Source organism: Tabrizicola sp. T46 (assembly GCF_057219895.1).
Genome location: NZ_JBXVVV010000002.1, coordinates 1 through 23,023 on the forward strand (window position 1 = coordinate 1; position 23,023 = coordinate 23,023).

Here is a 23,023-nt window from a genome sequence, read left to right on the forward strand (position 1 = left end):
CGCGACCCACCAGGGCCGCAACTCGACCAGGCCGAACAGGCCAAGCGTCGCGGGGTGGAGCAGCCCGGTAGCTCGTCAGGCTCATAACCTGAAGGCCGCAGGTTCAAATCCTGCCCCCGCAACCAGGTTTTACGAATAGCCTCAACAGGTTAGCGGCCGCCCTCCCGGGCGGCTTTTTTCTGCGCTGCGCGCAGGTCAACAATAGGTCAACAAGCGGACGAATTCCGCGTGCGATTCCAGTGGGATAGTGGCCAATCAGGATCAGGAACGCGCGAAAACCGCAGGAGACTGCGTTCAAACGGGACGAAGGCTGATCCGCAGATGGGAAAGCGCCTCGTGATCTCGTCCCGCCTCTGATCCAAGCTCCAGACTCATTGATCGTCAAAGCCGAAACAGGACGGTTGCACCGGTGGTGAGTTCCGCGTCGCTATTGGGCGACCGCCCACCACCTGCTCATGGGCGTTCGCCGACGAAAACCCCTTCTCGGCCCGACCGCGAAGGCTCCGAAGCGTCCTGGCCGCAAGGTCCATCAGGTGGAGGTGGTAGACCAATACGTCCCACCCTTATGGTTGACGTATTCGACAAAGGCCCGCGCTTCGTCCAGACCGCGAGACCCGAGGTTGACTGCCAGCATCATGTCGGTCCCGGCCTTCTCGGCCCAGTCGGCGAATTCGTGGATCCCAACCTGGTTGGTCTCGGTCGTGCGCCAGGCGAGGTCGAGGCGTTTCGGACGCTGGTCCTTTGGGCCGATGCCATCCTCCCAGTTATAGGCGGAGACGAAGTTGCCGCCCGGATAGCGGCAGATCGGGGTGTCGAGGGCACGGACAAGATCGATCACGTCCCGACGCATCCCTTCGGCGTCGGCTGTCGGATGGCCCGGTTCGTAAATTCCGGTATAGACTGCGCGGCCCAGGTGTTCGAGGAACGAGCCGTATAGCCGCTTGTCGATATCCGCGATCGTATAGGCGCTATGCGCCGTGACCTTTGCCTTCATTCTTCCCTCCCGGCCGGATGATGCGAATCCGCCTATCCGGTCCATACCAGTTTTTCCGGTATAGTTCGCCGCGATGTGAAAGTCCGTCAAGCGAAATGGTGTAGGGTTTCAGCCGCGCATCAGGCGAAGCGTGATGTCACTGTCGTGGTTGCCGAAACCCCGACCGAAGATGTTGAGCCCCCCGGGGTGACGCGCATCTTCCTTCACGCCAATCCGCACCCGGATGGAGCGGTGGTCGCTCAGCTCGAGGTCTGACAGAGCGCAGTTCGAAATCCGCTGCCCATCCAGGAAGGTCCCGTCTGCGGTCACCTCCCAGCGCTTCAGATCGCCATACTGCGACCCCGCCAGTTTCCACCAGTCCGGCGTATAGTTTCCCCGCTTGTCGCCGTTGTCACCAGGCGACGTCCAGGTCCCGATCTCATGGCCATTGATCGCAATGGTGATGTCCGACGGCCAGTCCTTCGAGGTCCCGGGAACTTCGGACGAGATCTCAAGGGTCAGCTCTACCGCTCGCACAGCCGTTCCGGCCAGCTTGGCGTTATTGGGGAACTGGTACTCGACGAAGCCTCTGGTAAACCACAGCAATCCAGCGCGCATCCGGTCTGGATCAAGAAAGGTGTCCGGCACGTCCAGAAGCCCGATCACACCATCGGGCGAGCACAGACCGCACGGCGCCGAAACTTCGCAGCGCGTGTAGAGCCCGATGGGCATGGACACTTCGATCGCATCCGAAAGTTGCGCAGACGGAGGGTCCTTGAAGGCAATCAAGAGCTCGGTGAAGGTCGAAAGGCAGATTTTCTGGCTGCCTTTTCGGCCCTTTTCCGACCTCGTCTGCACCAGTCCGGCATCGACCAGGATCTGGATGTTCGACGATACAGTCGACTGCGGAAGGTCGAGATCCTCCGAGATCTGATTGACATTGCGGGGTCCGCGACGTGTCAGATGCTCAAGAATCCTCGCCCGGACTTCGCTGGCAAGACTGCGCAAAATGTCCTGGCGCTCAAGGGGATCGATGACGAGAATCTGGTTTGTCATGACATCACTGTTCCAGCCTGACCCTTTAGTATCAGGATCATCGATGCAAATAAAGTTGAACGACGACAGTGGCTTTTCCCACGGCAAGGCCCAACGAAACAATCCAGCACGCAGAAGAATGTGTTCTGCTGGCGCGCAAGAAGCAGAATTGACCTTGCGCCACGGCTGCGTATCCAAGGCAGTATGCAGCCCTTTCTACCCCGCCAGAACTCTGCGCCCCTGACCACGGGAGACTTGCCGGATGGATGTCTCGCCCAGCTTCGAACTGATCCGCGGCCGGGCAAACACGTTTCTCTTTGCCGAAGTGGTCCGGCTGGAAGCCGGAGCCGACAGACGGGGTGCGCCGGTTCATTTCCATCCGCAGACTGAACTTGTCTGGTTCCGCAGGGTGGAAGGGGCGGTGGTGCTGGATGGCACCAGCTATCCGTTGCAGGACCGCCAGGCTGTTCTGCTGCCCTCAATGCAGGTCCATTCCTTCGAAACCGGCACCGGTCCGCGCGACTGGGTCCTTCTGCAGTTCGAGCCTTTCCTGATCGAGCCGCTTCTGCCGCGGGCACCGCTTCTGGCGGCAGCGCGCCCGCTGATCCTGTCGCCCGACCCCGAAACCGCGGCGCGCATCGATTTCCTGTGCGACTGGCTGTGTGCGATTTCCACACGGTCCGATCGCGCGCTGGAAGCGCAGCAGGTGCTGGTTCTGATCCTCGTCACTCTGGCCGCGGCACGTCCGGAGCCGGCCAACTGCATCCCGGAGGTCCAACCTCTGTCAGGGCCCCTGCAGGATGCTCTTCGGCTGATCCATGCCGACCCGCGCGGGGCCCCCAGGCTTGCGGCGGCTGCCCGGCGCGCGCGGGTCAGCGATGCCCATTTCTCGCGCCTGTTCAAGGCGCGGGTCGGCATGGGTTATGCGGCCTATGTCCAGATGCACCGGCTGAACGTCGCCGCCCGGCATCTCCTGACCGGTCAGGATCCTGTCTCGCAGGTCGCCTACTGCGTCGGCTTCTCGTCGGCTGCGCATTTCTCGACTGCCTTTGCCGAACGCTTCGGTCTGAACCCCAGAACCTTCCGCAACCGCGGCCTGGGAAGATCGGACCATGATCAAGACGGGAAAAGAAATTGACCGCAGCGGAAAAGAAGCTCTCGTTCGCCAAACGCGACCGAGCCGATATCCTGTCCCGGCATCACGACACGGGAGACAGAGGTTGGCGACGTTCACATTCAAGCTTGGGGATGGGCAGCTCAGGACCCTGACCGCGCACGGCGGAACGGTGATGGAGGCGGCTCGTGCCGCTGGTGTTCCCGGGATTGTCGGCGAATGCGGTGGTGCCTGCGCCTGCGGAACCTGTCATGTCCACCTGTCCCCTGCGGCACTTGCCGCGCTTGGGACGGCCACGCAGGCCGAGGCGAACATCCTTGAATTCGAAGACAGCGCGGCCCCATCCAGCCGCCTGTCCTGTCAGATCAGGGTCGCCGATGTGCCCGACGGCACGCTCTTCGTTGTTCCCAGGGTGATCGCATGACCACGACCGTCGAGCGCAATGCAGAGGACGGGGACGAAATCGTCCATGTCCGTGCCTATCGCAGTCTGCGCCAGATCGCCAGGGACTGGCAGCAGTTCAGCAATGACGCGCTTGGCCGCATCCAGATCCCGGCAGAGGACCAGACGCGCACGTTCCGCCAGTATCCCATCGAGGCCGACCCGCCACAGCACACCGCCTATCGCGCCCTTGTTCAGGCGACTTTCAATCAACCCTTCGATCCTGATTATGCCGCCCGGATTTCCGAACTGATCGAAGGGATGGTGACCGAAGCCCTGGCAAAGCCCGATGTCGAGGTTGTCGAAGGATTTGCCCTGCCGCTGCAGTCGCGCGCGTTGACCCATCTGCTGGGCATGCCGGCAGAGGAAGCGGATCTCTGGGTTGGCTGGGGCTTGCATGCTTTCCGCGCCGAGACGGGCTATGACCTTGCACGCGCACGCCGGCTGGTGGACTACATCGCCGACAGGCTGGAGCGTGCGCCGCAGGAATGGCCGGGAAGTCTCTTTGCCGTGTTGCGAAAGGCAACCCTCGACGGTACCCCGCTGTCGCATGACATGGAGATGGGCTTTGCTCATCTGGTCTTTGCGGGGGGACGCGACACGGTGATCCGGCTGATCTCGGGCGGCATCGCCTATCTTGCCGGGAACCCAGGGGCTCTGTCCGCACTCAGGGCCGAGCCGGGCCTTGCCACGACGCTTACCGAGGAGCTGGTCCGATACCTCTCGCCTTTGCCATACCTCGGTCGCATCTGCTCCCGGCCGACCGAGATCGACGGCGTCCCCGTGGCGGCCGGTCAGCGTGTGGCGCTGTGCTTTGCCGATGCGAACCGCGACCCGAGTGTGTTCTCCGACCCTGATCGCATCGTCATGGACCGCAGCCCCAATCCGCATGTCGGCTTCGGCAGCGGGCCGCACAGCTGCCTCGGCTCGGCTCATGCGCGCCTGCTTTCGCGCACTGTGCTCCGAACCCTGGCAAGTCGTGTCGCGCGACTAGAGCCGGTGGACTCCGTGCCGCCGGGGCTCGACTTCGAAAAGCTCAGGGTTCGTTTCCATGAAACTTGAGGCACATCACATCCGTGCGCTGAAGGGTCAGCGCCAGCTGATACAGATCAACGTGAACGGCGCCGACCAGGCTGCCGCAGCCGAGGCTGCCGGCGGCATCGACATCATCGTGAATGGAGAGAAGTCGCGCTGGTCCGAGATCCGGCGCGCTGCGCAAGGCACCCATCTCTGCCTGTCGCTGGTGCATGGTCAGGCCGCCAGCCGGTCCGACGCATTGCGGCAGGCCTTCGAAGCCTTGGATATGGGGGCTGACTCCGTCTACTGCTCGCTGTCACCGCATTTCATCGAGGCTCTGGCGCGCGAAGGCATCCCGGTCTGCGCCCATGCCGGACTGGTGCCGCAGAAGGCGCGGCTGACGGGGATGCGAGGCTTTGGCAAGACTGCTGCCGAGGCGCAGCAGGTGTTCCGTGCGGTCAAGGCCTTTGAGGATGCCGGTGCCGCGATGGTCGAGCTTGAGTGCCTTGCCGCGCCGGTAACTGCGCTGATCACGTCGGCGACCCGCCTGACGACGGTCTCGATCGGGTCGGGGCCGGGGGCGGATGTGCAATACCTGTTCGGCTGCGATATTCTGGGAGAGCCGGGTTTTCGCCCGCGCCACGCACGTGCCTTCGACGACTTTGCTGCCGAGTATTCCCGCCTTCAAACCCGCCGCATTGCGGCCTTCGCCGCCTTTCGCGATGCCGCCCTCTCGGGCACCTATCCCGCCGATGCCGAAACCGTCGCAGCCAGTGCCAACGAAATGGCCCGCTTTGCAGAGTGGTTGAAGTCTGCCTTGCGGGAGTGACCGGATGTGAAACGCGGTTTTCGGTCTGACCTTGCTGTTTCGGGTGCAGCCCCCGGTCAGGCCTTGCTTGAAAGAAGTGCGGCCCCCAGGTCGGCGGCCGCCTCCCGGACGGCGGCAACCAGCAAGCGATGGTCGGGCGAGCTGAGGCGCTGCTCGGGCGCGGCAAGGCTGATCGCGGCCATGACTTTGCCTTCTGCGTCCAGAACCGGCGCGGCGATGCAGCCGGCATGTTCGTTGGTCTCGCCGATCTCGATGGCAAAGCCCGCACGACGGCACGCTCTGATTTCGGCCATCAGGCGATCGACGTCCGTTTCCGCCCGGCCGGTGGGGGAAGGGGCTACCGTCGCCTCCAGAAGCCGGCGCAATCCGACGTCGTCAAGGTCAGAGACCAGCAGGCGTCCTGCTGCGGCCCAGTTCACCGGAACCCGCGAGCCGGTATTCGAGATGATGCGCACCGCGCGCACGCCTTCTTCCTTGAGAAGCACGTGCATCAGCGGGCCTTCCATGGCCGAGAGCTGCACCGTTTCGCCGGTCTGATCGCGCAAGGCGCGCACGATCTGCCCGCCAACCCGCAGGATGTCGATCTGCGCGCGGTACCCGGCCCCAAGTTCGTGCAGCCGATGGCCCAGCGCAAACCGCGTGCCATCTCCTGCGGGGGTGAGCAGGCCTTCATGCAGCATGGCGTTCAACAGGTCATAGGCTGTCGACTTCGGGATCGAAAGGGCGGTGGCCATCTCGGCGACACTCTGCGGCTGACCGCGGCCGTGGATCAGGGACAGCATGGCAACGGCTCGGCGCAGGCTGCGCGCACCCGAGCCGCTGGGGGCGGTCCCGGCCGGATTGGCCCGGGCGGTCAATACGTCGCCCGGCCGCCGGAGAGATCGAAGACCGCGCCGGTGGTGAAGCTGTTCTCCTCCGAGCACAGCCAGGTGATCATTGCTGCCGCTTCCTCGACCTTCAGAAACCGGCCGCGCGGGATCTTCGAAAGCATGTATTCGATATGGGTCTGCGCCATCTGGTCGAAGATCCGGGTCTTGGCTGCCGCCGGAGTGACGCAGTTCACCGCGATGTTCTGCCCGGCATGTTCCTTGCCCAGCGACTTCGTCAGCGCGATTACCCCGGCCTTCGATGCCGAATAGGCCGCTGCGTTCGGGTTCCCCTCCTTCCCCGCGATCGAGGCGACGGTGACGACCCGACCGTATCCCTGAGCCTGCATCTGCGGCAGGATCGACCGGCAGCAGTTGAAGGTGCCGGTCAGGTTGATCTCGATGATCTGCCGCCATTCGGCAGGGTCATAGGCCACGACTGGTCCGTTCGACCCCGCAATCCCCGCCGAGGTGACGAGGACGCCCACCTGGCCCAGCGCCGCCTCTGTCGCCGCCGCCGCCTGCGCCACCGCCGCCGTATCGGCCACGTCTACCGCGAAGGACCGCCCGTCAAGCGCCTGCGCCGCCTGCCGGGCAAGGTCTGCGTCCATGTCCCAGATCGCCACCTTCGCCCCTGCTCGGGCAAGCCTCTCGGCCACCGCAAAGCCGATACCCTGTGCCCCTCCCGTCACCACCGCGACCCGTCCTGCCAGACCCGTCCCGTTCATTCGCCTGCCCTCCGGCCCGCTTGACTCGTGGTAGGGTCAACCCTAACCTGTACAAAACCCCGGACGCAATTCCGAAATTTCGGAATAGGGGCAGGGAGGATCGGATGTCGCGCCAGACCCTTTCCGCACGATCCCGCCGAGGCCCTGCGTGAGCGGGCTGCTTTCCGGCCTTTCCTGTCTGGTTACCGGCGCGGGCCAGGGCCTGGGCCAGGCAATAGCGGAAGAAATGGCCGCTGAGGGCGCGCATGTCACGCTTGTCGACCGCAATGCCGCGACGGTCGCAGAGGTTGCCGCAACGATCCGTGCGAAAGGTCTAAGCGCCGAGGGCCATGCGCTCGACGTCACCGACGCCAAGGCCTTTGCCGCGCTGGTGGCCGACCTTGGCCGGCACCGCGGGATCGATGTGCTGGTAAACAATGCGGGGATCAATCCGCCTGCCCGCAGCATCCTCGACGACACGCAAGAGGACTGGGACCGCACCATCGCCGTCAACCTCGAAGCGGTCTGGCGCGGGTCCAAGCTTGTCGCCCCGCACATGGCCGAGCGCGGCGGAGGGCGGATCATTCACATCTCCTCGGTCCAGGGCTTCGTTTCCTCGGGCAAGTGCGGGTCCTACAACGCGGCCAAGGCCGGGGTCATCGGCCTTACGACCTCGATGGCGGTAGAGCTTGCGCCTCACGGCATTCTCGTCAATGCCGTTGCCCCGGGCTTCCTGCGCACCCCGATGTCCGTGGTCGATGGCGTGGACGAGACCGAAACGCCCGAATTCCGCGCCTGGTATGTCGACCGCGGGCGTATCCCGCTGCGCCGCGCGGGCGAACCATCGGACGTCGCCGGAACCGTCGTATTCCTGGCCTCACCGCTTTGCCGCTGGATGACGGGTCAGGTCCTGACTGTGGACGGCGGCATGACAGCAACATTCTAGCTCGCAAAGATAAAGGGAGGACGACATGACCACGCTTGCAAGACTTCCAACCCGTCTCGACCGCCGCCGCTTCCTTCAGGCCGGGGCGGGCCTCGGCGCGCTCACCTTCAGCGGCGGTCTCGCCGGCCGTGCCCTTGCGCAAACGCCCGCGCTCGACATGTGGTGGTGGGGAGAGCAGGAACTGCCCGGCCTTCAGGCCTATCTCGACAAGGCCATCGCCGCCTTCACCGAGGCCCAGATCACCCCGATGCTGCAGGATACAGCCGTCGTGATCTCACAATTCCAGACCGCCGCAGCGGCAGGCGAGGCACCTGACATCCAGTATCTCTGGAACGGTATCTACCATATGGAAAGCGTCTGGCTGGGTTATCTCGCCCCTCTGTCCGACCTGATGAATGCCGATATCCTTGCCGCTTCGAACCATGGCCCGCTTTCGCGTTTCGACGGCAAGGTCTGGCGCATGGGATGGTATCCCCTGCCGATGCCCTGGTATTACAACAAGGACCTGTTCGAGAAGGCCGGACTGAACGCCGACGCGCCACCCGCAACCTGGGATGAACTTCTTGCCGCCTGCGAGGCGCTGAAGACCGCCGGGATCGAGCCCTTCGGCGGCGGCGTGCAGGACGGCTACTGGGCCGAGTGGTACCTGACCCACGCCCTGTCGCAGAACCTCGACACTGTAGGCGACGCGGTGAACCTCTTCATCGGCGATCTCGACTTCCGCGAGCCGCGCTACCACCAACACTGGGTAAAGCTTGCCGAGCTCCGCGATGCGGGCTTCCTGAACAAGGACATGGCAAGCCTTGGACTGTACCCCGGGATCGACCTCTGCGTGAACGGCCAGCTTGGTATCTGCTCCTCGATCGGCACGCGGCTGCCGGCGGATGCCAAGACCACGAACGGCCGCATCGGTTGCATGACGCTTCCGGTCTTCGGTCAGGGGCAGCTTGCAGGCCGCCCTGTAGTGGACATGCAGGGCCTTGGCATCAGCGCAGGGTCCGAGGCTCCCGACGTCGCGGCACGGTTCCTGGAGTTCCTGAACGCGCCCGAACAGCTCGCCTCCTTCTGGGAAGCCACCGGCTGGATTCCCGCCGCTTCGGGCTTTGATGACAGCGTGATCGCCGACCCCTCGGTCAAGGACCTGTGGACCAGATGGGGCAAGGCCGAAAACCGGATCACCAACATCACCAACCTGATGCCCGGCCAGTTCTACGAACAGGCGGCGATCCCGACGGGCCAGAACATCATCACCGCCGGGATGTCAGGTGAAGAGGCGGGCGAACTCGCGGCCCAGGTCGCCCAGGAATGGCGCGCGTTCAACCCTGACCTTGTCGAGAAATACCAGGCCTGGGCCGCAGAGCTTTCGGCCAGCTGACCGCTTCCGGGCGCGGCCTCATTGCCGCGCCCGCCCTCGCCCGAAGGCCCCGGATGCGCCGCAACTCTCCGCTTCTGCCCTATCTCTTCCTCCTGCCGCTGGTCGCGCTTCTGACCTTCGTCTTCGGGCTTTCGCTGATCCGGCTGGTCGAGTTCAGCTTTAAGCAGGTCCGCGGCATCGACGGCCCGTGGATCGGCCTGAGGAACTACGAGCTCGTGCTGGGCCAGCCCCTGTTCTGGGAGGCGGTCCGCCACAACCTTCAGCTTTTCCTCGTCATCCCGGTGATGGTCGTCATCGCGCTGGCCCTAGCCCTCCTCCTCTACGAACGCCTCCCCGGCTGGCGCGTCCACCGCACGATCCTGTTCCTGCCTTACATCCTCGCGATTCCGATCATCGCGGTGGTGATGAAGCAGATGTTCCAGTTCTCCGGCCCGGTGAACGCGGTCCTCTCGGCACTGTCGCTGGACTTTCTGGTGCTGGACTGGATCGGGTCGGCAGATGTCGCGCTCTGGACCGTCATGGGCCTGATCCTCTGGCGGGAAACCGCGCTGGGGGTGATCCTGTTTCTCTCCCGCCTCATGGCGCTTGACGAAACCCTGATCGAGGCCGCGCGGCTGGACGGGGCGAAATGGTGGCACCGGGCCTGGTATGTGCTGATCCCGCAGATGCGCGGTGTGATCGAGTTTTTCGTGGTGATCAGCGCGATCACTATGCTGTCAGCCGTCTTTTCCTATGTCTACGTGATCGGGGGCGGGCGGGGTGGGCCAGGCACCGCAACGATGGTCATCGAGCTTTACATCTTCAACGCACTGATCCGCACCAGCTTGCCCGGCATAGCGGCGGCAGTCAGCGTGATGCTGTTCCTCGTCTCGCTCCTTCTCATCTGGGCGCTGTTCCGTGTCCGCCGCAGGGAGGCCGACTGATGCGCGCCCGGATACGCCCGCTGCCGCATCTTGCGCTGACGGTCGCTTCAGCGATCGCATTGGTTCCGACCATCTACATGCTGGTCACCGCGCTGAAGTCGCAGGAGGAGTATCAGGCCGACAAGACCGGCCTGCCGGATGGGCTGGTGCTCGACCATTTCCGCCAGATCCTGTTCGAAACGCCGATCTTCCTTTGGATGCTGAACAGCCTGATCCTTGTCGCAGGCTCGGTCGCCCTGTCGCTGGCGGTCTCCTGTCTCGCCGCCTATGCCATCGCGCGGATGGAGTTCCGGGGCCGCGACACGATTTTCACCCTCTCCACCGCACTGATGGCCGTGCCGCCGGTCGTGCTGATCGTGCCGCTTTTCGTCCTTTACACGCAGCTTGGCCTGATCAGCACCTTTACCGGCGCGATCCTCATTTATGCCGGGCTGATCACGCCCTTCTCGGTCTACCTGCTCGTCACCTTCTTCCGCACTCTGCCACAGGAACTGATCGACGCCGCCGTGATGGACGGGGCAGGCCACCTTCAGATCCTCCTGCGCGTCGTCCTGCCCCTGTCGCTCGCGCCCCTTCTCACGCTGGTCATCGTGAATGCGCTTTTCGTCTGGAACGACCTTCTGATGGCGGTGATCTTCCTGCAGGACGACGCCAAAAAGACGGTGATGGCCGGAATCGCGGTGTTTCAGGGGCGCTACAACAACCAGATCCCGCTGACGATGGCCGGGATGGCCGTGGCCGCCGCACCGATGCTGATCCTCTACCTGACCTTTCAGCGCCATTTCGTGCGCGGTCTCATGGCGGGGGCGGTCAAGTGACGGTCGTGCTCGAAAACAGCACCCTGCGCGCGACCGTAACGCCACGCCTTGGCGGCACGATAACCGCGCTCCGTCACCTGCCCAGCGGGGCCGAACTCCTCGCCCGCACGCCTTGGGAAACCTTGTCCGAACCGCTGGACTTTGCACCCGATGAGGCCACCTGGCTCACCCGCTTCTCCGGTGGCTGGCCGGTGATGTTCCCGAACGCAGGCGACGCTTGCCGGGATGGAACCGTTCGGCATGGCTTCCACGGCGAGGGTTCGATCGCCGAGTGGCAGGTGACCGAGACCTGGAACGGCCTCATCCTGAGCCGCCGGTTCGAGACCGCGCCTGTCTCGATGACCCGTCAGCTTGCGCTTGAGGGCAACCGACTGATCGTCGTCGAGACTGTCGCCGCACACGCCCCCTGCACCACCGTCTGGGGCCAGCATGTGACACTGGGGGGCGATCTGTTGAACGGGCCGGTGACACTCGACACCAGTGCCCGCCAGCTGCGCGCCTGTGCCCATTTCATCCCGCCCGAAAGCCCCCTTCTGCCCGGTGCGACCGGGACCTGGCCAATCCTTCCCGGCCGCGAGCGCCCCGTGAACCTCGCTCACCCGCCCGAGGGAGCCTCGCTTCTCGCCTGCCTCGCCGACCTCGGCCCCGCGCCCTGGGCCAGCCTTTCCCGCGCCGATGACCTGACTGTCCGGCTTGACTGGACCGCCGAACCCTGGCCCCTCGCCTGGCTCTGGGTCGAAACCGGCGGCACGAGGGGCGCTCCCTGGAACGGCCAGGCCCGCATGATCGCCATCGAGCCCTGCTCGACCTGGCCCGCCACGGGCCTTGTCGCTGCCCGGGCCGCCGGCGGTCCTGTCCTCACCCTCACCCCGGGCGAGGTCCGCCACGCCACGATTTCCCTGACCGTATCCTCCTGAGGCCCTCATGCGCATCGACGCCGTCGACTTCTTCTACCTCGCCATGCCCACCGTCACCACCGCCGCCGACGGCAGCCAGGATGCCCTTGTCGTCCGCGTCAGCGCGGGCGGCCATGTCGGCTGGGGCGAGTGCGAGGCCTCCCCCCTCGCCTCCATCGCCGCCTGGGTCGCGCCAATGTCGCACGGCGCCTGCCGCCCGGTCGGGGCCTCGGTTCTGGGCCGCAGCCTGAACGGACCGGAAGACATCGCGGCGATGGCGCATGACGTCGCCTACAACTCGATGGACCTGCTGCAGGCCGCCCACACCTGGTCGGGGGTGGAGATAGCGCTGTGGGACCTCCTCGGCCGCGCGCGGGGGGAACCCGTCTGGCGACTTCTGGGGCAGGACAAGGCCCATCCGAAGCTGCCCTACGCTTCCGTCCTCTTCGGCCAGACACCCGAGGAAACGGGCGCGGCGGCAAAGGCGATCCGCACCGCGGGCTTTACTGCGGCCAAGTTCGGCTGGGCCCCCTTCGGCCTCGACCTTGCCGAGGACATCCGTCATCTGGAAGCCGCCCGCGCAGGCCTGGGAGAGGACGGTATCCTTCTCATCGACGCCGGCCAGATCTTCGGCGCGGATGTCGAGGCCGCTGCCCTGCGCCTTCCCGCCCTCGCTGCCGCCCGCGCCGCATGGCTCGAAGAACCCTTCGGCGGTTCGGCCCTTGCCGCCTATGCCGCGCTGGCCGCCCGTTCGCCCGTCCCGCTTGCCGGGGGTGAGGCCGCGCATAACGCCGACATGGCCGAGCACCTCATCGACTTCGGCCGCGCCGGCTTTGTCCAGATCGATACCGGGCGCATCGGCGGGCTCGGCCCCGCCCGGCGCGTCGCGTTGAAGGCCGCCGCCTCGGGTGTGACCTATGTCAACCACACCTTCACCTCGAACCTTGCCCTGTCCGCCTCGCTGCAACCCTACGTGGGGCTGGAAAGCCACCGCATCTGCGAATACCCCACCGGACTGCAGCCTCTTGCCCGCGACCTTACCCTGACCCGGATCGCCCCGGGACCCGACGGCCTCATCCGGCTGCCCGACGCCCCAGGCCTGGGCATCGAGGTCAACCCCGAGGCGCTGACCCACTACGCGGTTGAGGTCGAGATCAAGGTCGGCGGCAAGCTCCTTTTCGCCACGGGTCGGGCATGACTGGGCCGGCCAATCCGGGGCCGGTCGAACGGCTGGCGGCAACCGGTGCCAAGGTCGGAGAGTCGCCCCTTTGGCTCCCGGACCGGAACGTCTGGCTCTGGCTGGACCTCCAGGGCCGCAGCGTCCATCTCTACGATCCTCTGACCGCAGCCGATCGGGTGATCGCCCGCGACCTTCCCGAGGATCTCGCCTGCCTCGTCCGCTGGACAGCAGACGCAGCGCTTCTTGTCTCGGTGCGCGGGTTTCACCGGCTTGACATCACAAACGGCACGGTCCGCCCTGTGGCCTGCCCCATCGACCTACCTCCCGGCACCATCTTCAACGATGGCAAGGTCGACCGGCACGGCGCGCTCTGGATCGGATCGTCGGACGCCGCAGAATCCGCTCCCATCGGTCGGCTCTGGCGTCTGTCGCAGGGGCAGGTGACCGAGATCGCGGCCGGCTTCACCGTTTCGAACGGCCCCGCCTTTGCGCCGGACGGAAGTGCTGCCTATTTCGCAGATACCTTCGGCCGCCGGGTCCTTCGCTTTGCGCTCGACCCGGCGGGCAGACCGACGGCGCAAAAGACCTTCCTGTCGCTCGCAGACGAGGAGGGCTATCCCGATGGCATGACCACCGACAGTGCAGGCACGCTTTACGTGGGCCATTGGGACGGCTTCCGCATCAGCCGCCACGCGCCCGACGGTGCCGCCCTGCCGCCGATCCCGGTTGCCGCGCGGAACGTGACCTCCCTGGCCTTCGGGGGCGAAGCGATGCGTTCGGCAGTGGTGACGACCGCCGCCCTGTTCCCCGGGCAGGAAGACCCGGGTCCGGCAGGCTGGAATGGAGATCTCCTGGGTTTCCGCTCACCGGTCCCCGGGCTTGTCGAACCACCGCTCGCTTCCGATTGGAACGGCTGAGGCCACAATCCGCTTCGGGTTTGCAGGTCGCCCTGTGCCGCCTTTGGCGCGGGCAAAGCCGCGGCCGCGGGCGCGCGCGTCATTCGTCCTTGTTGCCCGCCGCCTTCCTCTCGCTCTTGGCAATAAGCTCCTGCAGCACTTCCTCCCGCGGGCGCCAGTTGTAGCGTTTGTCTTCCCTGGTCGGAGACCAGAACAGATTGCCACCGTTGCGCCAGGGGTCGACGACGATACCGTCATAGACTGTGTCGCCGGGCCTAGTGATGACCGCCGTGTGATGGATGATCCGGAATTCGCTTGGCGGCGAGATCGCCCGCTTGATCTCCAGGGTGCGGAACCCTTCCTGCTTCAGGCGCTTGCTCAGATCCTCGGCCCAATGGTTGCACAGGCCCCGCTTGCGCAGACCCTGGTGGACCTTTTCATTGTGGATGATCGGCAGGTCGGTAATGCCGTATTCCTTGGCAAGCTGAAGCGAATAGTTGAACGATATGTCGGCAGCGCGCCTCGCCTCTTCGGGGTCCACTTCCGGCCCAAGCCGCATGATCTCCTGCGCAAGGGCATCGATGTTTTCCTGCTCGACAGTCGGCGTATAGGCACAACCCCCTATCGTCAGGGTCGCGGCAAGAAGGAAAAGCACCTTTCGGCGGATCATCGGGGCAGCCTTGTCAGCAGATTGGTCACGGTAGGGCCAACAGGCATTCCCATATCCAGTAAGTGCCGGCAACTTCACCCGATCAGCTCGAAGGGTCAAGTGACCGCCGACCCCTCACCCGCACTTCGAATGCCCGCAGGACCCGCAGGTCAGGCAGCCTTCCACCATCCGCAGGTCATAGCTGCCGCAGGACGGGCAGGCCTTCTTCGGGGCCTCGCCCACCCGCACCACCTCGGCCTTGGGGTCGGACTTCAGCCCCAGCCCCTCGCCCTCGATGAAACCGATGTCGATCAGGTGCCGCTCGATCACCCCGCCGATGGCCGCCAGGATCGACGGGATATAGCGCCCCTCCATCCAGGCCCCGCCGCGAGGGTCGAAGACGGCCTTCAGCTCCTCCACGACGAACGAGATATCCCCGCCGCGCCGGAACACCGCTGAAATCATCCGGGTCAGCGCCACGGTCCAGGCGAAATGCTCCATGTTCTTCGAGTTGATGAACACCTCGAACGGCCGCCGGTGCCCCGCCGTCACGATATCGTTGATCGTGATGTAAAGCGCGTGCTCCGAGCCCGGCCACTTGACCTTGTAGGTCTGCCCCTCAAGTGCAGCAGGCCGGTCCAAGGGTTCAGAGAGGTAGACCACCTCGCCCCCGCCCGCGACCCCGCCCCGGACCTGATCCGGGGCCTCCCCCGGTGCCTTCTCGGACGTTTCGGACACCGTCAGGACCGACCCCGTCACCTCGTTCGGCCGGTAGGTCGTGCAGCCCTTGCAGCCCTGGTCCCAGGCGGCCATGTAGACCTCCTTGAAGGCGTCAAAGCTGATGTCGACCGGGCAGTTGATGGTCTTCGAAATGCTGGAATCCACCCACCTTTGCGCCGCCGCCTGCATCCGCACATGGTCCAGCGGCGGCAGGGTCTGGGCGTTTACGAAATGCGGGGGCAGGGGCGCGTCGCCGAACTTCTCGCGCCAGAGGCGCACCGCGTAGTCGACGACTTCCTCTTCAGTCCGGCTGCCATCCGGCTGCAGGACCTTACGCGTATAGGCATAGGCAAAGACCGGCTCGATCCCGCTGGAGACGTTCCCTGCGTAAAGGCTGATCGTCCCGGTCGGCGCAATGCTGGTCAGAAGCGCATTGCGGATGCCGTGCTTCCGCACCGCCTCGCGGACGTCCGCATCCATTCCCTGCATGTTGCCCGATGCAAGGAACCCCTCCGCCTCGAACAGCGGAAACGCCCCCTTCTCCTTCGCCAGATCGACCGATGCGAGATAGGCCGCCCGCGCAATCGCATGCATCCAGCCCTCGGTGACCTTGGCCGCCTCTTCCGACCCATAGCGCAGCCCGACCATCAGCAGCGCATCGGCCAGCCCCGTCACGCCAAGCCCGATCCGCCGCTTGGCCTGCGCTTCCGCCGCCTGCTCGGGCAGGGGAAAGCGGCTGGCATCGACAACGTTGTCCATCATCCGCACCGCGACGCGGACCAGCCGGTCCAGCGCGCCGGTGTCCAAGGCAGCGCCCGGCTCGAAAGCCCCCGTCACCAGCGTGGCAAGGTTGATCGAGCCCAGCAGGCAGGCGCCATAGGGCGGCAGGGGCTGCTCGCCGCAGGGGTTCGTCGCGGCGATCGTCTCGGCATAGCCAAGGTTGTTCATCGCGTTGATCCGGTCGATGAAGATCACCCCGGGTTCCGCATAGTCGAAGGTCGACCGCATGATCCGGTTCCACAGGTCCCGCGCCTCGACCGTCTTGTAGACCTTCCCGCCGAATGACAGCTCCCAAGGGCCGTCCGCCTTGACCGCCGCCATGAAGGCATCGGTCACGAGGACGGAAAGGTTGAACATCCGAAGGCGCGCCGGGTCCTTCTTCGCCTCGATGAAGGCCTCGATATCCGGATGGTCGCAGCGCATCGTCGCCATCATCGCGCCGCGCCGGCTGCCCGCCGACATGATCGTCCGGCACATCGCATCCCAGACATCCATGAACGACAGGGGGCCCGAGGCATCCGCCGCCACCCCTTTCACCTCGGCCCCCTTCGGCCGGATGGTCGAGAAGTCGTACCCGATCCCGCCGCCCTGCTGCATCGTCAGCGCGGCTTCCTTCAACGCGGTGAAGATGCCCTCCATCGTGTCGGGGATCGTTCCCATGACAAAGCAGTTGAAGAGGGTGACGCTGCGCCCCGTTCCCGCCCCCGCCGTGATCCGCCCCGCCGGCAGGAACCGGAACCCTTCCAGCGCCGCATAGAACTCCGCCTCCCACTTCGCCGGCTCGGCCTCCACCTCCGCCAGCGCCCGCGCGATCCGCCGCCAGGTATCCTCGACCGTCCCGTCAATCGGCGCGCCGTCGGCTGCCTTCAGGCGGTACTTCATGTCCCAGATCTGCTCGGCAATGGGGGTGTCGAATCGCGACATCGGGCGATTTGTCCTTCAAATTGTGGATAAGTCCGGGCGAACCCACAAGATACGCCCATGCCCCCTCCGGGTCAACTTGCACTCGCCCCGCCGCCGGCTATCTTCGCCCCCATGATCCACCTCATGAAGCTCTCCGTCGGTTCCGTCTCGGTCGAGGACCACGAGGACTGGCAGATCAGCCAGCGCCCGCACTGGCCCACCGGACAGGCGATCCACGTCACCCGCATGTGGCCGAAACGCGAGGCCGAGGTGCTGGACGGCGGCTCGCTTTACTGGGTCATCAAGGGCCTCGTCCTCTGCCGCCAGCGCATCCTCGACCTGAAGGAGGTCAACCTCGGCGACGGCATCCCCCGCTGCGCCCTGATCCTCGATGCAGCCATCATCCGCACCGAACCGGCCCCCCGCCGCCCCTTCCAGGGTTGGCGCTACCTCGAACCGAAGGACGCCCCGCGCGACCTGCCGAAGGCCCGGGCAAAGGACGATCCCCTGCCCGAAGCCCTCGCCCTCGCCCTGGCCGAGATCGGCCTGCGCTGATCCCCCGGGCCCACCAACTTTCGACGAAAATTCGCAGGCGGCCCGGCGTCAGAAATTGTTCGGGTTCCCCGCGACGATCGTCCCCGTCCCGCCGTCCGCGCCGTCCTTCACCCAGGTCACCGCCTCGCCGTCGATCCGGACGCCCCAGCAGTCCTTCCCCTCGCCATAGTCGAAGCACATGGCATCACCCTCGACCGTCCAGGTCCCGGTATAGCCGTCGCCCTTGATCGCGCCGTCGGCCGCGTAGAACTCGGTGTAGGCGCCGGAGGCCGTCATGCTGCCCTGCACCGTGTTGCCGGCAATCGCCGCGCTGATCTCGGCGCCGGTGGCCAGGTCCTGCGCCATCGCTGCGGCAGTCGACAGGCCAAGGGCCAGCATCGCGGGGAACAGTCGGGTCATTCGTCTCACTCCTTGTGTGGGTTGCCCGTCGCCAGATAATCCGCAGCTTGCGCCCGTCCAGCGCACGCCCGGCTTACCCCGCCTTCACCCTCTCTCCCGCACCCTCGCCCGGGAAAAAATGAGCCGCCGATGGACCCCCTCCACCACATCCCCCTGGCCGAGATCGACCGCCACGCCCTTCTGCGCGACCGAACCGTCCTGGACGAAGGCGCCCTCCACGCACTCCAGTACTCCATCGCGCTGGAAGGCCTCCGCCTGCCGATCGAGGTCTGGCCCCTCGCCGCCCCCCACCCCGACCCCGAAACCGGCCCCTTCCGCTATGGCCTGATCTCCGGCCTCCGCCGCCTGACCGCCTGCGAGGGGCTGGGCCACACGACGATCCCCGCCTTCCTCCGCTCTCCGCCCAGCACTGCCAGCGCGCTCGCCGCCATGGTGACCGAGAACGAGGTGCGCGAACCCGTCTCGCCTTGGGAAAAGGCCGTCCTCATCCTGAACGTGATCGAGGAAGGTCACTTCGACACCCCCGACGCCGCCATCGCCGCCCTTTTCCCCGCGCTCTCCCGCACCTCGCGCAACCGCATCCGCGCGCATGTCCGCGTGGTGCAGGACCTCGGCCCCTTCCTCGCCACGCCGCACCAGATGCCGACGCGCCACCTCGACATGATCGCCGCCGCGCTCTCCACCGGGCATGAGGACCTGCTGGCGGCCGTCCTCGAGCCCCTCACCGGGGCCGGAATGACGACCCAGTGGTCCGCCCTCCGCCCGGTCTTGGAGGATGTGCTGCGCGAACCCACCAACCCCGTCACCTGCCGCCCCCGCCGGTTTCTGAGGCTCCCCCAGGGCCTGACCATCACCCGCGAGCCAACGCCCACCGGCTGGCTCCTCCGCCTCACCGGCCCCGAGGCCCGGAAAGGCGGTCTCGCCGACGACGTGATGGACAAGGTGGAAGAGTGGTTCGCCAAACCTTAGGTCGGGGCCCGCGCCGACGAAGACCCCCGTAGGCTGGGGTTCCACCCCACCACCGCCCTCAGTAGGGTGCGCTGCAGCGAACCACCCCGTCCCCGCAGGTCGGGCTTCAGCCCGACTCTCCCCGCGCCCCGGCCATCACAGCCTGTCATCCCCACGCAAGCGGGGATCCACCGTTTCGGCCCGGGCTGGATCCCCGCTATCGCGGGGATGACACAACCTCCGTCCCAACCGACAAGAGTTCCGAGCCGTGACTGGGAGGCACCGGCGGAGGGCCTTACTGGCAGGACCAGGGATCGCCTGCGTGGAAGTTGGCTCTATACACGCCTTAACAAACCCCTAACGCCCACACGCAACCCACTGTTATCGCGAGACATTCCCATTTTGACCACTGTGGTCACCCGGAGTCTATTGCGGCCCCCGGACCCCCAGCAGCCCCGCCAGCCGGCCCATCGCCGCCCGGTCCTCCCCCGTCCACTCCGCCGCGCGGGAGGACCAGAGGACCGCCTCGCTCCGGTGGATCAGCCCGTCCGAGAGGACCCGCAGGTGGTTGGCCCGCAGCGTCTCGCCCGAGGAGGTGATGTCCGCGATCGCCTCGGCCGTGCCGTTCTTCACCGTCCCCTCCGTCGCCCCCAGGCTGTCGACCAGCTGGTAGTCGGCGACCCCCTGGGCCTGCAGGAACTCCCGGACCAGCCGGTGATACTTGGTCGCGATCCGAAGCCGGAACCCATGCGCCGCCCGGAAGGCGGCGGCGGCGGCATCGAGGTCGTCGACCGTCTCAACGTCGATCCAGACGTTCGGGACCGCGATGATCAGGTCGGCCTGGCCAAAGCCGAGGCGGGCGAGTTCCTCGACCTCGTCCTCGGCCAGCTGTTCCCGGACAAGGTCCGACCCGGTGACGCCGAGGTGGATCCTGCCGGCAGCCAGCTCACGCGGGATTTCCCCGGCGGAGAGGAAGACGGGCTGGATGCCGGGCAGGTCGGCGGTGCCGGAATACTCCCGCTCCGCCCCTGTCCGGCGGATCTGGAGGCCGCGCTGGCCGAACCAGGCGAAGGTGTCCTCCATCAGCCGCCCCTTCGACGGCACGCCGATCCGGATCATGACGCCCCCCTCAGCCGTGCGACGAGGCCGGGGCGGATGACCCCCCCGACCGCCGGGATCGAGGCGCCCTGGCCCAGGACCGCCGTGAGGGCGTCATACCGGCCCCCGCTGGCGACGGGGGGGAGGCCGGGGGCGTGGAAGCTGAAGACGAAGCCATCGTAGTATTCGAGGCTGGTCCGGCCGTGGCTGGCCTCGAATGGAAGGGTAGCGATATCAACGGCTTGTGAGGCCAAAGCCTCCAGCCGGGCCGCGAAGCGGTCGACGGCCGGGGCGATGGCAGGCAGGAGGGGGGTGATCCCCCGGAGGTGGGTCAGGGCCGCCGCAGCCGGGGCCTCGAGGCCGAGGAGGTCGTAGAGGAGGGCGGCCTCGGCTGCCTTGATCGGGGGGGTGGCGGCGTCGGCGACGAGGCTTTCGGCGCGGGCGGTGATCTCTTCGGCCGTGCGGAGGCCGATGAAGGTGCCGGCCTCCTCGATCATGGCGGCGGGGGTGCCGGTTGCAAGACGGTCGAGCAGGCGGAGCCGGCCGGCCGGGACCGGGGCACGGCCGGCGAAACGGTCGAGGAGGGCGCGGAAGCGGGCGGGCCGCCAGATGTGGCGGAGGAGGGCCGCCTTTCGTCTATCTGTGGTATCAAGCCCACGCACGGCGGCCATCAGGATGCCGACATCCCCGGTCACCGGGCGCAAGGACAGGTCGGCCAGAAGGTCACGGAACAGCGCAAACACCTCGGCATCCGCGACCTCGGGGGCAGCGCGGTCGAAGACCTCATACCCCACCTGAAGATACTCGCTGGCCCGGCCCGAGCCGCGCGGCTGCTTGCGGAAAACCTCGCCCAGATAGGCATAGCGGGCGGGATCGGCTCCGTGGGCCATGTGGGCCTGCACGACCGGGACGGTGAAGTCGGGGCGGAGCATCATCTCGCCCTGGAGGGGGTCATCGGTCACATAGGCGCGGGCGCGGATATCCTCGCCATAAAGGTCAAGGAGGGTTCCGGCGGGTTGCAGGATGTCGGTTTCCACCGGCACGGCCCCGGCGGCGACGAAGGCGGCCAGGAAGCGCTCGCCCTCGGCGCGGATGGCGGCCTTGGGGGTCATGCGTCGGCCTTGCGACAGGCAGGCGCGTGGCCGGGCGGGGCCAAGAATTTTCGACGAAAATTCTTGATGGACTGGACGGCGGCAAAGGTCATCGGCCCAGCATCCGCTTGACCGCAGCCACGAGGTCGGCCCGTGGCACCTCGACCTGGGCGGGGCGGTCTTTCCATTCTTCCAGAGTGGCGCTTTCGGCGATCTTTGCGCCGAGGATCAGGTCCTTGAGGATGACCGTCCCGGCAGCGGCTTCGTTGCCGCCCTGGATGACGGCGACGGGCGAGCCGCGCTTGTCGGCGTATTTGAGCTGGTTGCCGAAGTTCTTCGGGTTGCCAAGGTAGACCTCGGCCCGGATGCCGGCGGCGCGGAGTTCGCCGACCATGGCCATGTAGTCGGCCATCCGGTCGCGGTCCATCACGGTGACGACGACCGGCCCTTCCGTTTCGCCCCCGATGCGGCCCTTTGCGCGGAGCGCGGCGAGGAGGCGGTCGACGCCGATCGAGACGCCGGTTGCGGGCACGTCCTGCCCGGTGAATCGCTTGACGAGGCCGTCATAGCGGCCCCCGCCGGCGACCGAGCCGAAGTTGCGCGGGCGGCCCTTTTCGTCAGTGATCTGGAAAGTGAGCTCGGCCTCATAGACCGGGCCGGTGTAGTAGCCGAGGCCACGGACCACGCCGGGGTCGATGACGATGCGGTCGGGGCCGTAGCCCTGGGCGGCGAGGAGGTCGGCGATCGCCTCGAGTTCTGCCACCCCTTCGGTCCCGATTGCGGAGGCACCGACTAGATCGCGAAGGCGGGCGAGCGTGTCTGCGCCAGTGTCGCGCTTGGCCGTCGTGAAGCCCATGACCACCTCGGACTGAGCAGAATTCAGCCCGGCACCCTTTGTGAAATCGCCACTTTCGTCCTTGCGCCCTTCGCCCAGAAGCGCGCGGACGCCCTCCGGTCCCAGACGGTCGATCTTGTCTATGGCACGGAGGACGATGCCGCGTTCGGCGTGCTTGTCGTCCCCGGCGAGGCCAGCAACCTCCATCACCCCGTTCAGAACCTTGCGATTGTTCACCTTCACGACGTAATCCCCGCGCGGGATGCCCACTGTTTCCAATGCATCGGCCAGCATCGCGCAGATTTCGGCATCCGCGGCGACCGAGGCTGACCCGACGGTATCCGCGTCGCACTGGTAGAACTGCCGGAAGCGGCCCGGCCCCGGCTTTTCGTTCCGCCAGACCGGGCCCATCGCATAGCGGCGGTAGGGCGAGGGGAGGTCGTTGCGGTACTGCGCGGCAACGCGGGCGAGGGGGGCCGTCAGGTCATAGCGGAGGGCGAGCCAGTCGGCATCCTCATCCTGCCAGGCGAAGACGCCTTCGTTCGGGCGGTCGACGTCGGGAAGGAACTTGCCCAGCGCCTCGACCGTCTCCACCGCCGAGGTTTCCAGAGGGTCGAAGCCGTAGCGATGGTAGACCCCGGCGATGGCATCCAGCATCCCCTTCCGTTCGGTCACTTCCGTGCCGAAGTAATCGCGGAACCCTTTCGGCGTTTCGGCCCGGGGGCGGCGGGGGGATTTGTCGTTCGCCATGGGGGGCTTGCCCTTCGCTTCTTGTCGCGCCTCGTGTAACGAAAGGGGCAGGGGGCGGCAAGCGTCAGGGAAAGCGGGCATGGACCGGATCGAAGCGCTGGAGGAACGGATCGCGCATCTGATCCGCACGGTCGACGACCTGTCGGATGTGGTGGCGCGTCAGGCGGGCGAGATCGACCGGCTGACCCGGCTGACGCGCCTTCTGGCCGAGCGGGAAGCCGAGCGGGAGGCGGGGATCGATGCGCCGGCGGCCAATGTGAAGCCGCCGCATTGGTGAGG

Annotated in this window: 24 protein-coding genes and 1 tRNA gene; 15 read left to right on the top strand and 10 right to left on the bottom strand. The window is 66.3% G+C overall.

Annotation, left to right across the window (positions count from 1 at the left end; genetic code table 11):
• The first annotated feature begins 48 nt into the window (after positions 1-48).
• Positions 49-125: transfer RNA gene (locus AC2D9V_RS07410), tRNA-Met, on the top strand.
• A gap of 404 nt (positions 126-529) precedes the next feature.
• On the opposite strand, the gene AC2D9V_RS07415 is transcribed toward AC2D9V_RS07410, so the two are convergent.
• Together AC2D9V_RS07415 and AC2D9V_RS07420 are read right to left on the bottom strand one after the other, a co-directional pair.
• Positions 530-994, bottom strand: a complete 465-nt coding sequence (locus tag AC2D9V_RS07415; RefSeq protein ID WP_484713425.1) for a hypothetical protein — start codon at positions 992-994, stop codon at positions 530-532.
• A 108-nt stretch (positions 995-1,102) separates the two neighbouring features.
• Positions 1,103-2,206: an ArsR/SmtB family transcription factor gene (locus tag AC2D9V_RS07420; RefSeq protein WP_484713426.1), complete on the bottom strand. Its 1,104-nt coding sequence runs from the start codon at positions 2,204-2,206 to the stop codon at positions 1,103-1,105.
• Between the two features lie 64 nt (positions 2,207-2,270).
• Here AC2D9V_RS07420 and AC2D9V_RS07425 point away from each other — a divergent pair, with 64 nt between their 5' ends.
• The 4 genes from AC2D9V_RS07425 to AC2D9V_RS07440 all read left to right on the top strand — a co-directional run bounded on the left by AC2D9V_RS07425 (position 2,271) and on the right by AC2D9V_RS07440 (position 5,409).
• A complete protein-coding gene (locus AC2D9V_RS07425; RefSeq protein WP_484713427.1) occupies positions 2,271-3,146 on the top strand; it encodes an AraC family transcriptional regulator in 876 nt (291 codons plus the stop codon).
• Positions 3,147-3,228: 82 nt separating this feature from the next.
• A complete protein-coding gene (locus tag AC2D9V_RS07430; protein ID WP_484713428.1) occupies positions 3,229-3,546 on the top strand; it encodes a 2Fe-2S iron-sulfur cluster-binding protein in 318 nt (105 codons plus the stop codon).
• Positions 3,543-4,625: a cytochrome P450 gene (locus tag AC2D9V_RS07435; protein WP_484713429.1), complete on the top strand. Its 1,083-nt coding sequence runs from the start codon at positions 3,543-3,545 to the stop codon at positions 4,623-4,625. Before AC2D9V_RS07430 ends, AC2D9V_RS07435 begins: the two co-directional genes overlap by 4 nt.
• Positions 4,615-5,409, top strand: coding sequence for a 3-methyl-2-oxobutanoate hydroxymethyltransferase (locus AC2D9V_RS07440; protein ID WP_484713430.1), 795 nt, complete (start codon positions 4,615-4,617; stop codon positions 5,407-5,409). Before AC2D9V_RS07435 ends, AC2D9V_RS07440 begins: the two co-directional genes overlap by 11 nt.
• 56 nt (positions 5,410-5,465) lie before the next feature.
• Here AC2D9V_RS07440 and AC2D9V_RS07445 read toward each other — a convergent pair whose 3' ends face one another.
• Positions 5,466-6,266 (bottom strand): IclR family transcriptional regulator, encoded by an 801-nt coding sequence (locus tag AC2D9V_RS07445; protein WP_484713431.1) that lies wholly within the window; start codon positions 6,264-6,266, stop codon positions 5,466-5,468.
• Positions 6,263-7,003, bottom strand: coding sequence for an SDR family NAD(P)-dependent oxidoreductase (locus AC2D9V_RS07450; RefSeq protein WP_484713432.1), 741 nt, complete (start codon positions 7,001-7,003; stop codon positions 6,263-6,265). The genes AC2D9V_RS07445 and AC2D9V_RS07450 overlap by 4 nt, the downstream gene beginning before the upstream one ends.
• Positions 7,004-7,151: 148 nt before the next feature.
• On the opposite strand from AC2D9V_RS07450, the gene AC2D9V_RS07455 reads away from it, so the two are divergent.
• The 7 genes from AC2D9V_RS07455 to AC2D9V_RS07485 are packed head-to-tail and all read left to right on the top strand — an operon-like array spanning position 7,152 to position 14,037.
• Complete coding sequence (locus tag AC2D9V_RS07455) at positions 7,152-7,928, top strand: SDR family NAD(P)-dependent oxidoreductase (protein WP_484713433.1); 777 nt, start codon at positions 7,152-7,154, stop codon at positions 7,926-7,928.
• Between the two features lie 25 nt (positions 7,929-7,953).
• On the top strand, positions 7,954-9,303 hold the full coding sequence (locus tag AC2D9V_RS07460) for an ABC transporter substrate-binding protein (protein WP_484713434.1): 1,350 nt from the start codon (positions 7,954-7,956) through the stop codon (positions 9,301-9,303).
• 53 nt (positions 9,304-9,356) lie between these two features.
• Positions 9,357-10,226, top strand: coding sequence for a carbohydrate ABC transporter permease (locus tag AC2D9V_RS07465; RefSeq protein WP_484713435.1), 870 nt, complete (start codon positions 9,357-9,359; stop codon positions 10,224-10,226).
• Entirely contained in the window at positions 10,226-11,044 is an 819-nt protein-coding gene (locus AC2D9V_RS07470) for a carbohydrate ABC transporter permease (protein ID WP_484713436.1), read from the top strand. Before AC2D9V_RS07465 ends, AC2D9V_RS07470 begins: the two co-directional genes overlap by 1 nt.
• A complete protein-coding gene (locus AC2D9V_RS07475; protein WP_484713437.1) occupies positions 11,041-11,961 on the top strand; it encodes an aldose epimerase family protein in 921 nt (306 codons plus the stop codon). Before AC2D9V_RS07470 ends, AC2D9V_RS07475 begins: the two co-directional genes overlap by 4 nt.
• A gap of 7 nt (positions 11,962-11,968) precedes the next feature.
• Positions 11,969-13,138 (top strand): mandelate racemase/muconate lactonizing enzyme family protein, encoded by a 1,170-nt coding sequence (locus tag AC2D9V_RS07480; RefSeq protein ID WP_484713438.1) that lies wholly within the window; start codon positions 11,969-11,971, stop codon positions 13,136-13,138.
• On the top strand, positions 13,135-14,037 hold the full coding sequence (locus tag AC2D9V_RS07485; RefSeq protein WP_484713439.1) for an SMP-30/gluconolactonase/LRE family protein: 903 nt from the start codon (positions 13,135-13,137) through the stop codon (positions 14,035-14,037). The genes AC2D9V_RS07480 and AC2D9V_RS07485 overlap by 4 nt, the downstream gene beginning before the upstream one ends.
• A 79-nt stretch (positions 14,038-14,116) precedes the next feature.
• Here AC2D9V_RS07485 and AC2D9V_RS07490 read toward each other — a convergent pair whose 3' ends face one another.
• Both AC2D9V_RS07490 and AC2D9V_RS07495 read right to left on the bottom strand, forming a co-directional pair.
• Positions 14,117-14,686 (bottom strand): hypothetical protein, encoded by a 570-nt coding sequence (locus AC2D9V_RS07490; RefSeq protein ID WP_484713440.1) that lies wholly within the window; start codon positions 14,684-14,686, stop codon positions 14,117-14,119.
• 114 nt (positions 14,687-14,800) lie between these two features.
• Entirely contained in the window at positions 14,801-17,089 is a 2,289-nt protein-coding gene (locus tag AC2D9V_RS07495; RefSeq protein ID WP_484713441.1) for an adenosylcobalamin-dependent ribonucleoside-diphosphate reductase, read from the bottom strand.
• 111 nt (positions 17,090-17,200) lie between these two features.
• Between AC2D9V_RS07495 and AC2D9V_RS07500 the strand changes: the two genes are divergently transcribed.
• Entirely contained in the window at positions 17,201-17,623 is a 423-nt protein-coding gene (locus tag AC2D9V_RS07500) for a DUF1489 family protein (RefSeq protein WP_484713442.1), read from the top strand.
• Positions 17,624-17,671: 48 nt separating this feature from the next.
• Here AC2D9V_RS07500 and AC2D9V_RS07505 read toward each other — a convergent pair whose 3' ends face one another.
• Positions 17,672-18,022 (bottom strand): hypothetical protein, encoded by a 351-nt coding sequence (locus AC2D9V_RS07505; protein ID WP_484713443.1) that lies wholly within the window; start codon positions 18,020-18,022, stop codon positions 17,672-17,674.
• A 129-nt stretch (positions 18,023-18,151) separates the two neighbouring features.
• On the opposite strand from AC2D9V_RS07505, the gene AC2D9V_RS07510 reads away from it, so the two are divergent.
• Positions 18,152-18,991: a ParB/RepB/Spo0J family partition protein gene (locus tag AC2D9V_RS07510; RefSeq protein WP_484713444.1), complete on the top strand. Its 840-nt coding sequence runs from the start codon at positions 18,152-18,154 to the stop codon at positions 18,989-18,991.
• A gap of 405 nt (positions 18,992-19,396) precedes the next feature.
• Here AC2D9V_RS07510 and hisG read toward each other — a convergent pair whose 3' ends face one another.
• The 3 genes from hisG to hisS form a co-directional block, all read right to left on the bottom strand.
• Positions 19,397-20,089, bottom strand: coding sequence for an ATP phosphoribosyltransferase (hisG, locus tag AC2D9V_RS07515; RefSeq protein ID WP_484713445.1), 693 nt, complete (start codon positions 20,087-20,089; stop codon positions 19,397-19,399).
• The gene (locus AC2D9V_RS07520; RefSeq protein ID WP_484713446.1) at positions 20,086-21,180 is read right to left on the bottom strand and encodes an ATP phosphoribosyltransferase regulatory subunit; all 1,095 of its coding nucleotides are present in this window, start codon (positions 21,178-21,180) and stop codon (positions 20,086-20,088) included. Before AC2D9V_RS07520 ends, hisG begins: the two co-directional genes overlap by 4 nt.
• Positions 21,181-21,268: 88 nt before the next feature.
• Positions 21,269-22,744 (bottom strand): histidine--tRNA ligase, encoded by a 1,476-nt coding sequence (gene hisS / locus AC2D9V_RS07525; protein WP_484713447.1) that lies wholly within the window; start codon positions 22,742-22,744, stop codon positions 21,269-21,271.
• Between the two features lie 79 nt (positions 22,745-22,823).
• On the opposite strand from hisS, the gene AC2D9V_RS07530 reads away from it, so the two are divergent.
• Positions 22,824-23,021 (top strand): SlyX family protein, encoded by a 198-nt coding sequence (locus tag AC2D9V_RS07530; RefSeq protein WP_484713448.1) that lies wholly within the window; start codon positions 22,824-22,826, stop codon positions 23,019-23,021.
• Positions 23,022-23,023: the final 2 nt, after the last annotated feature.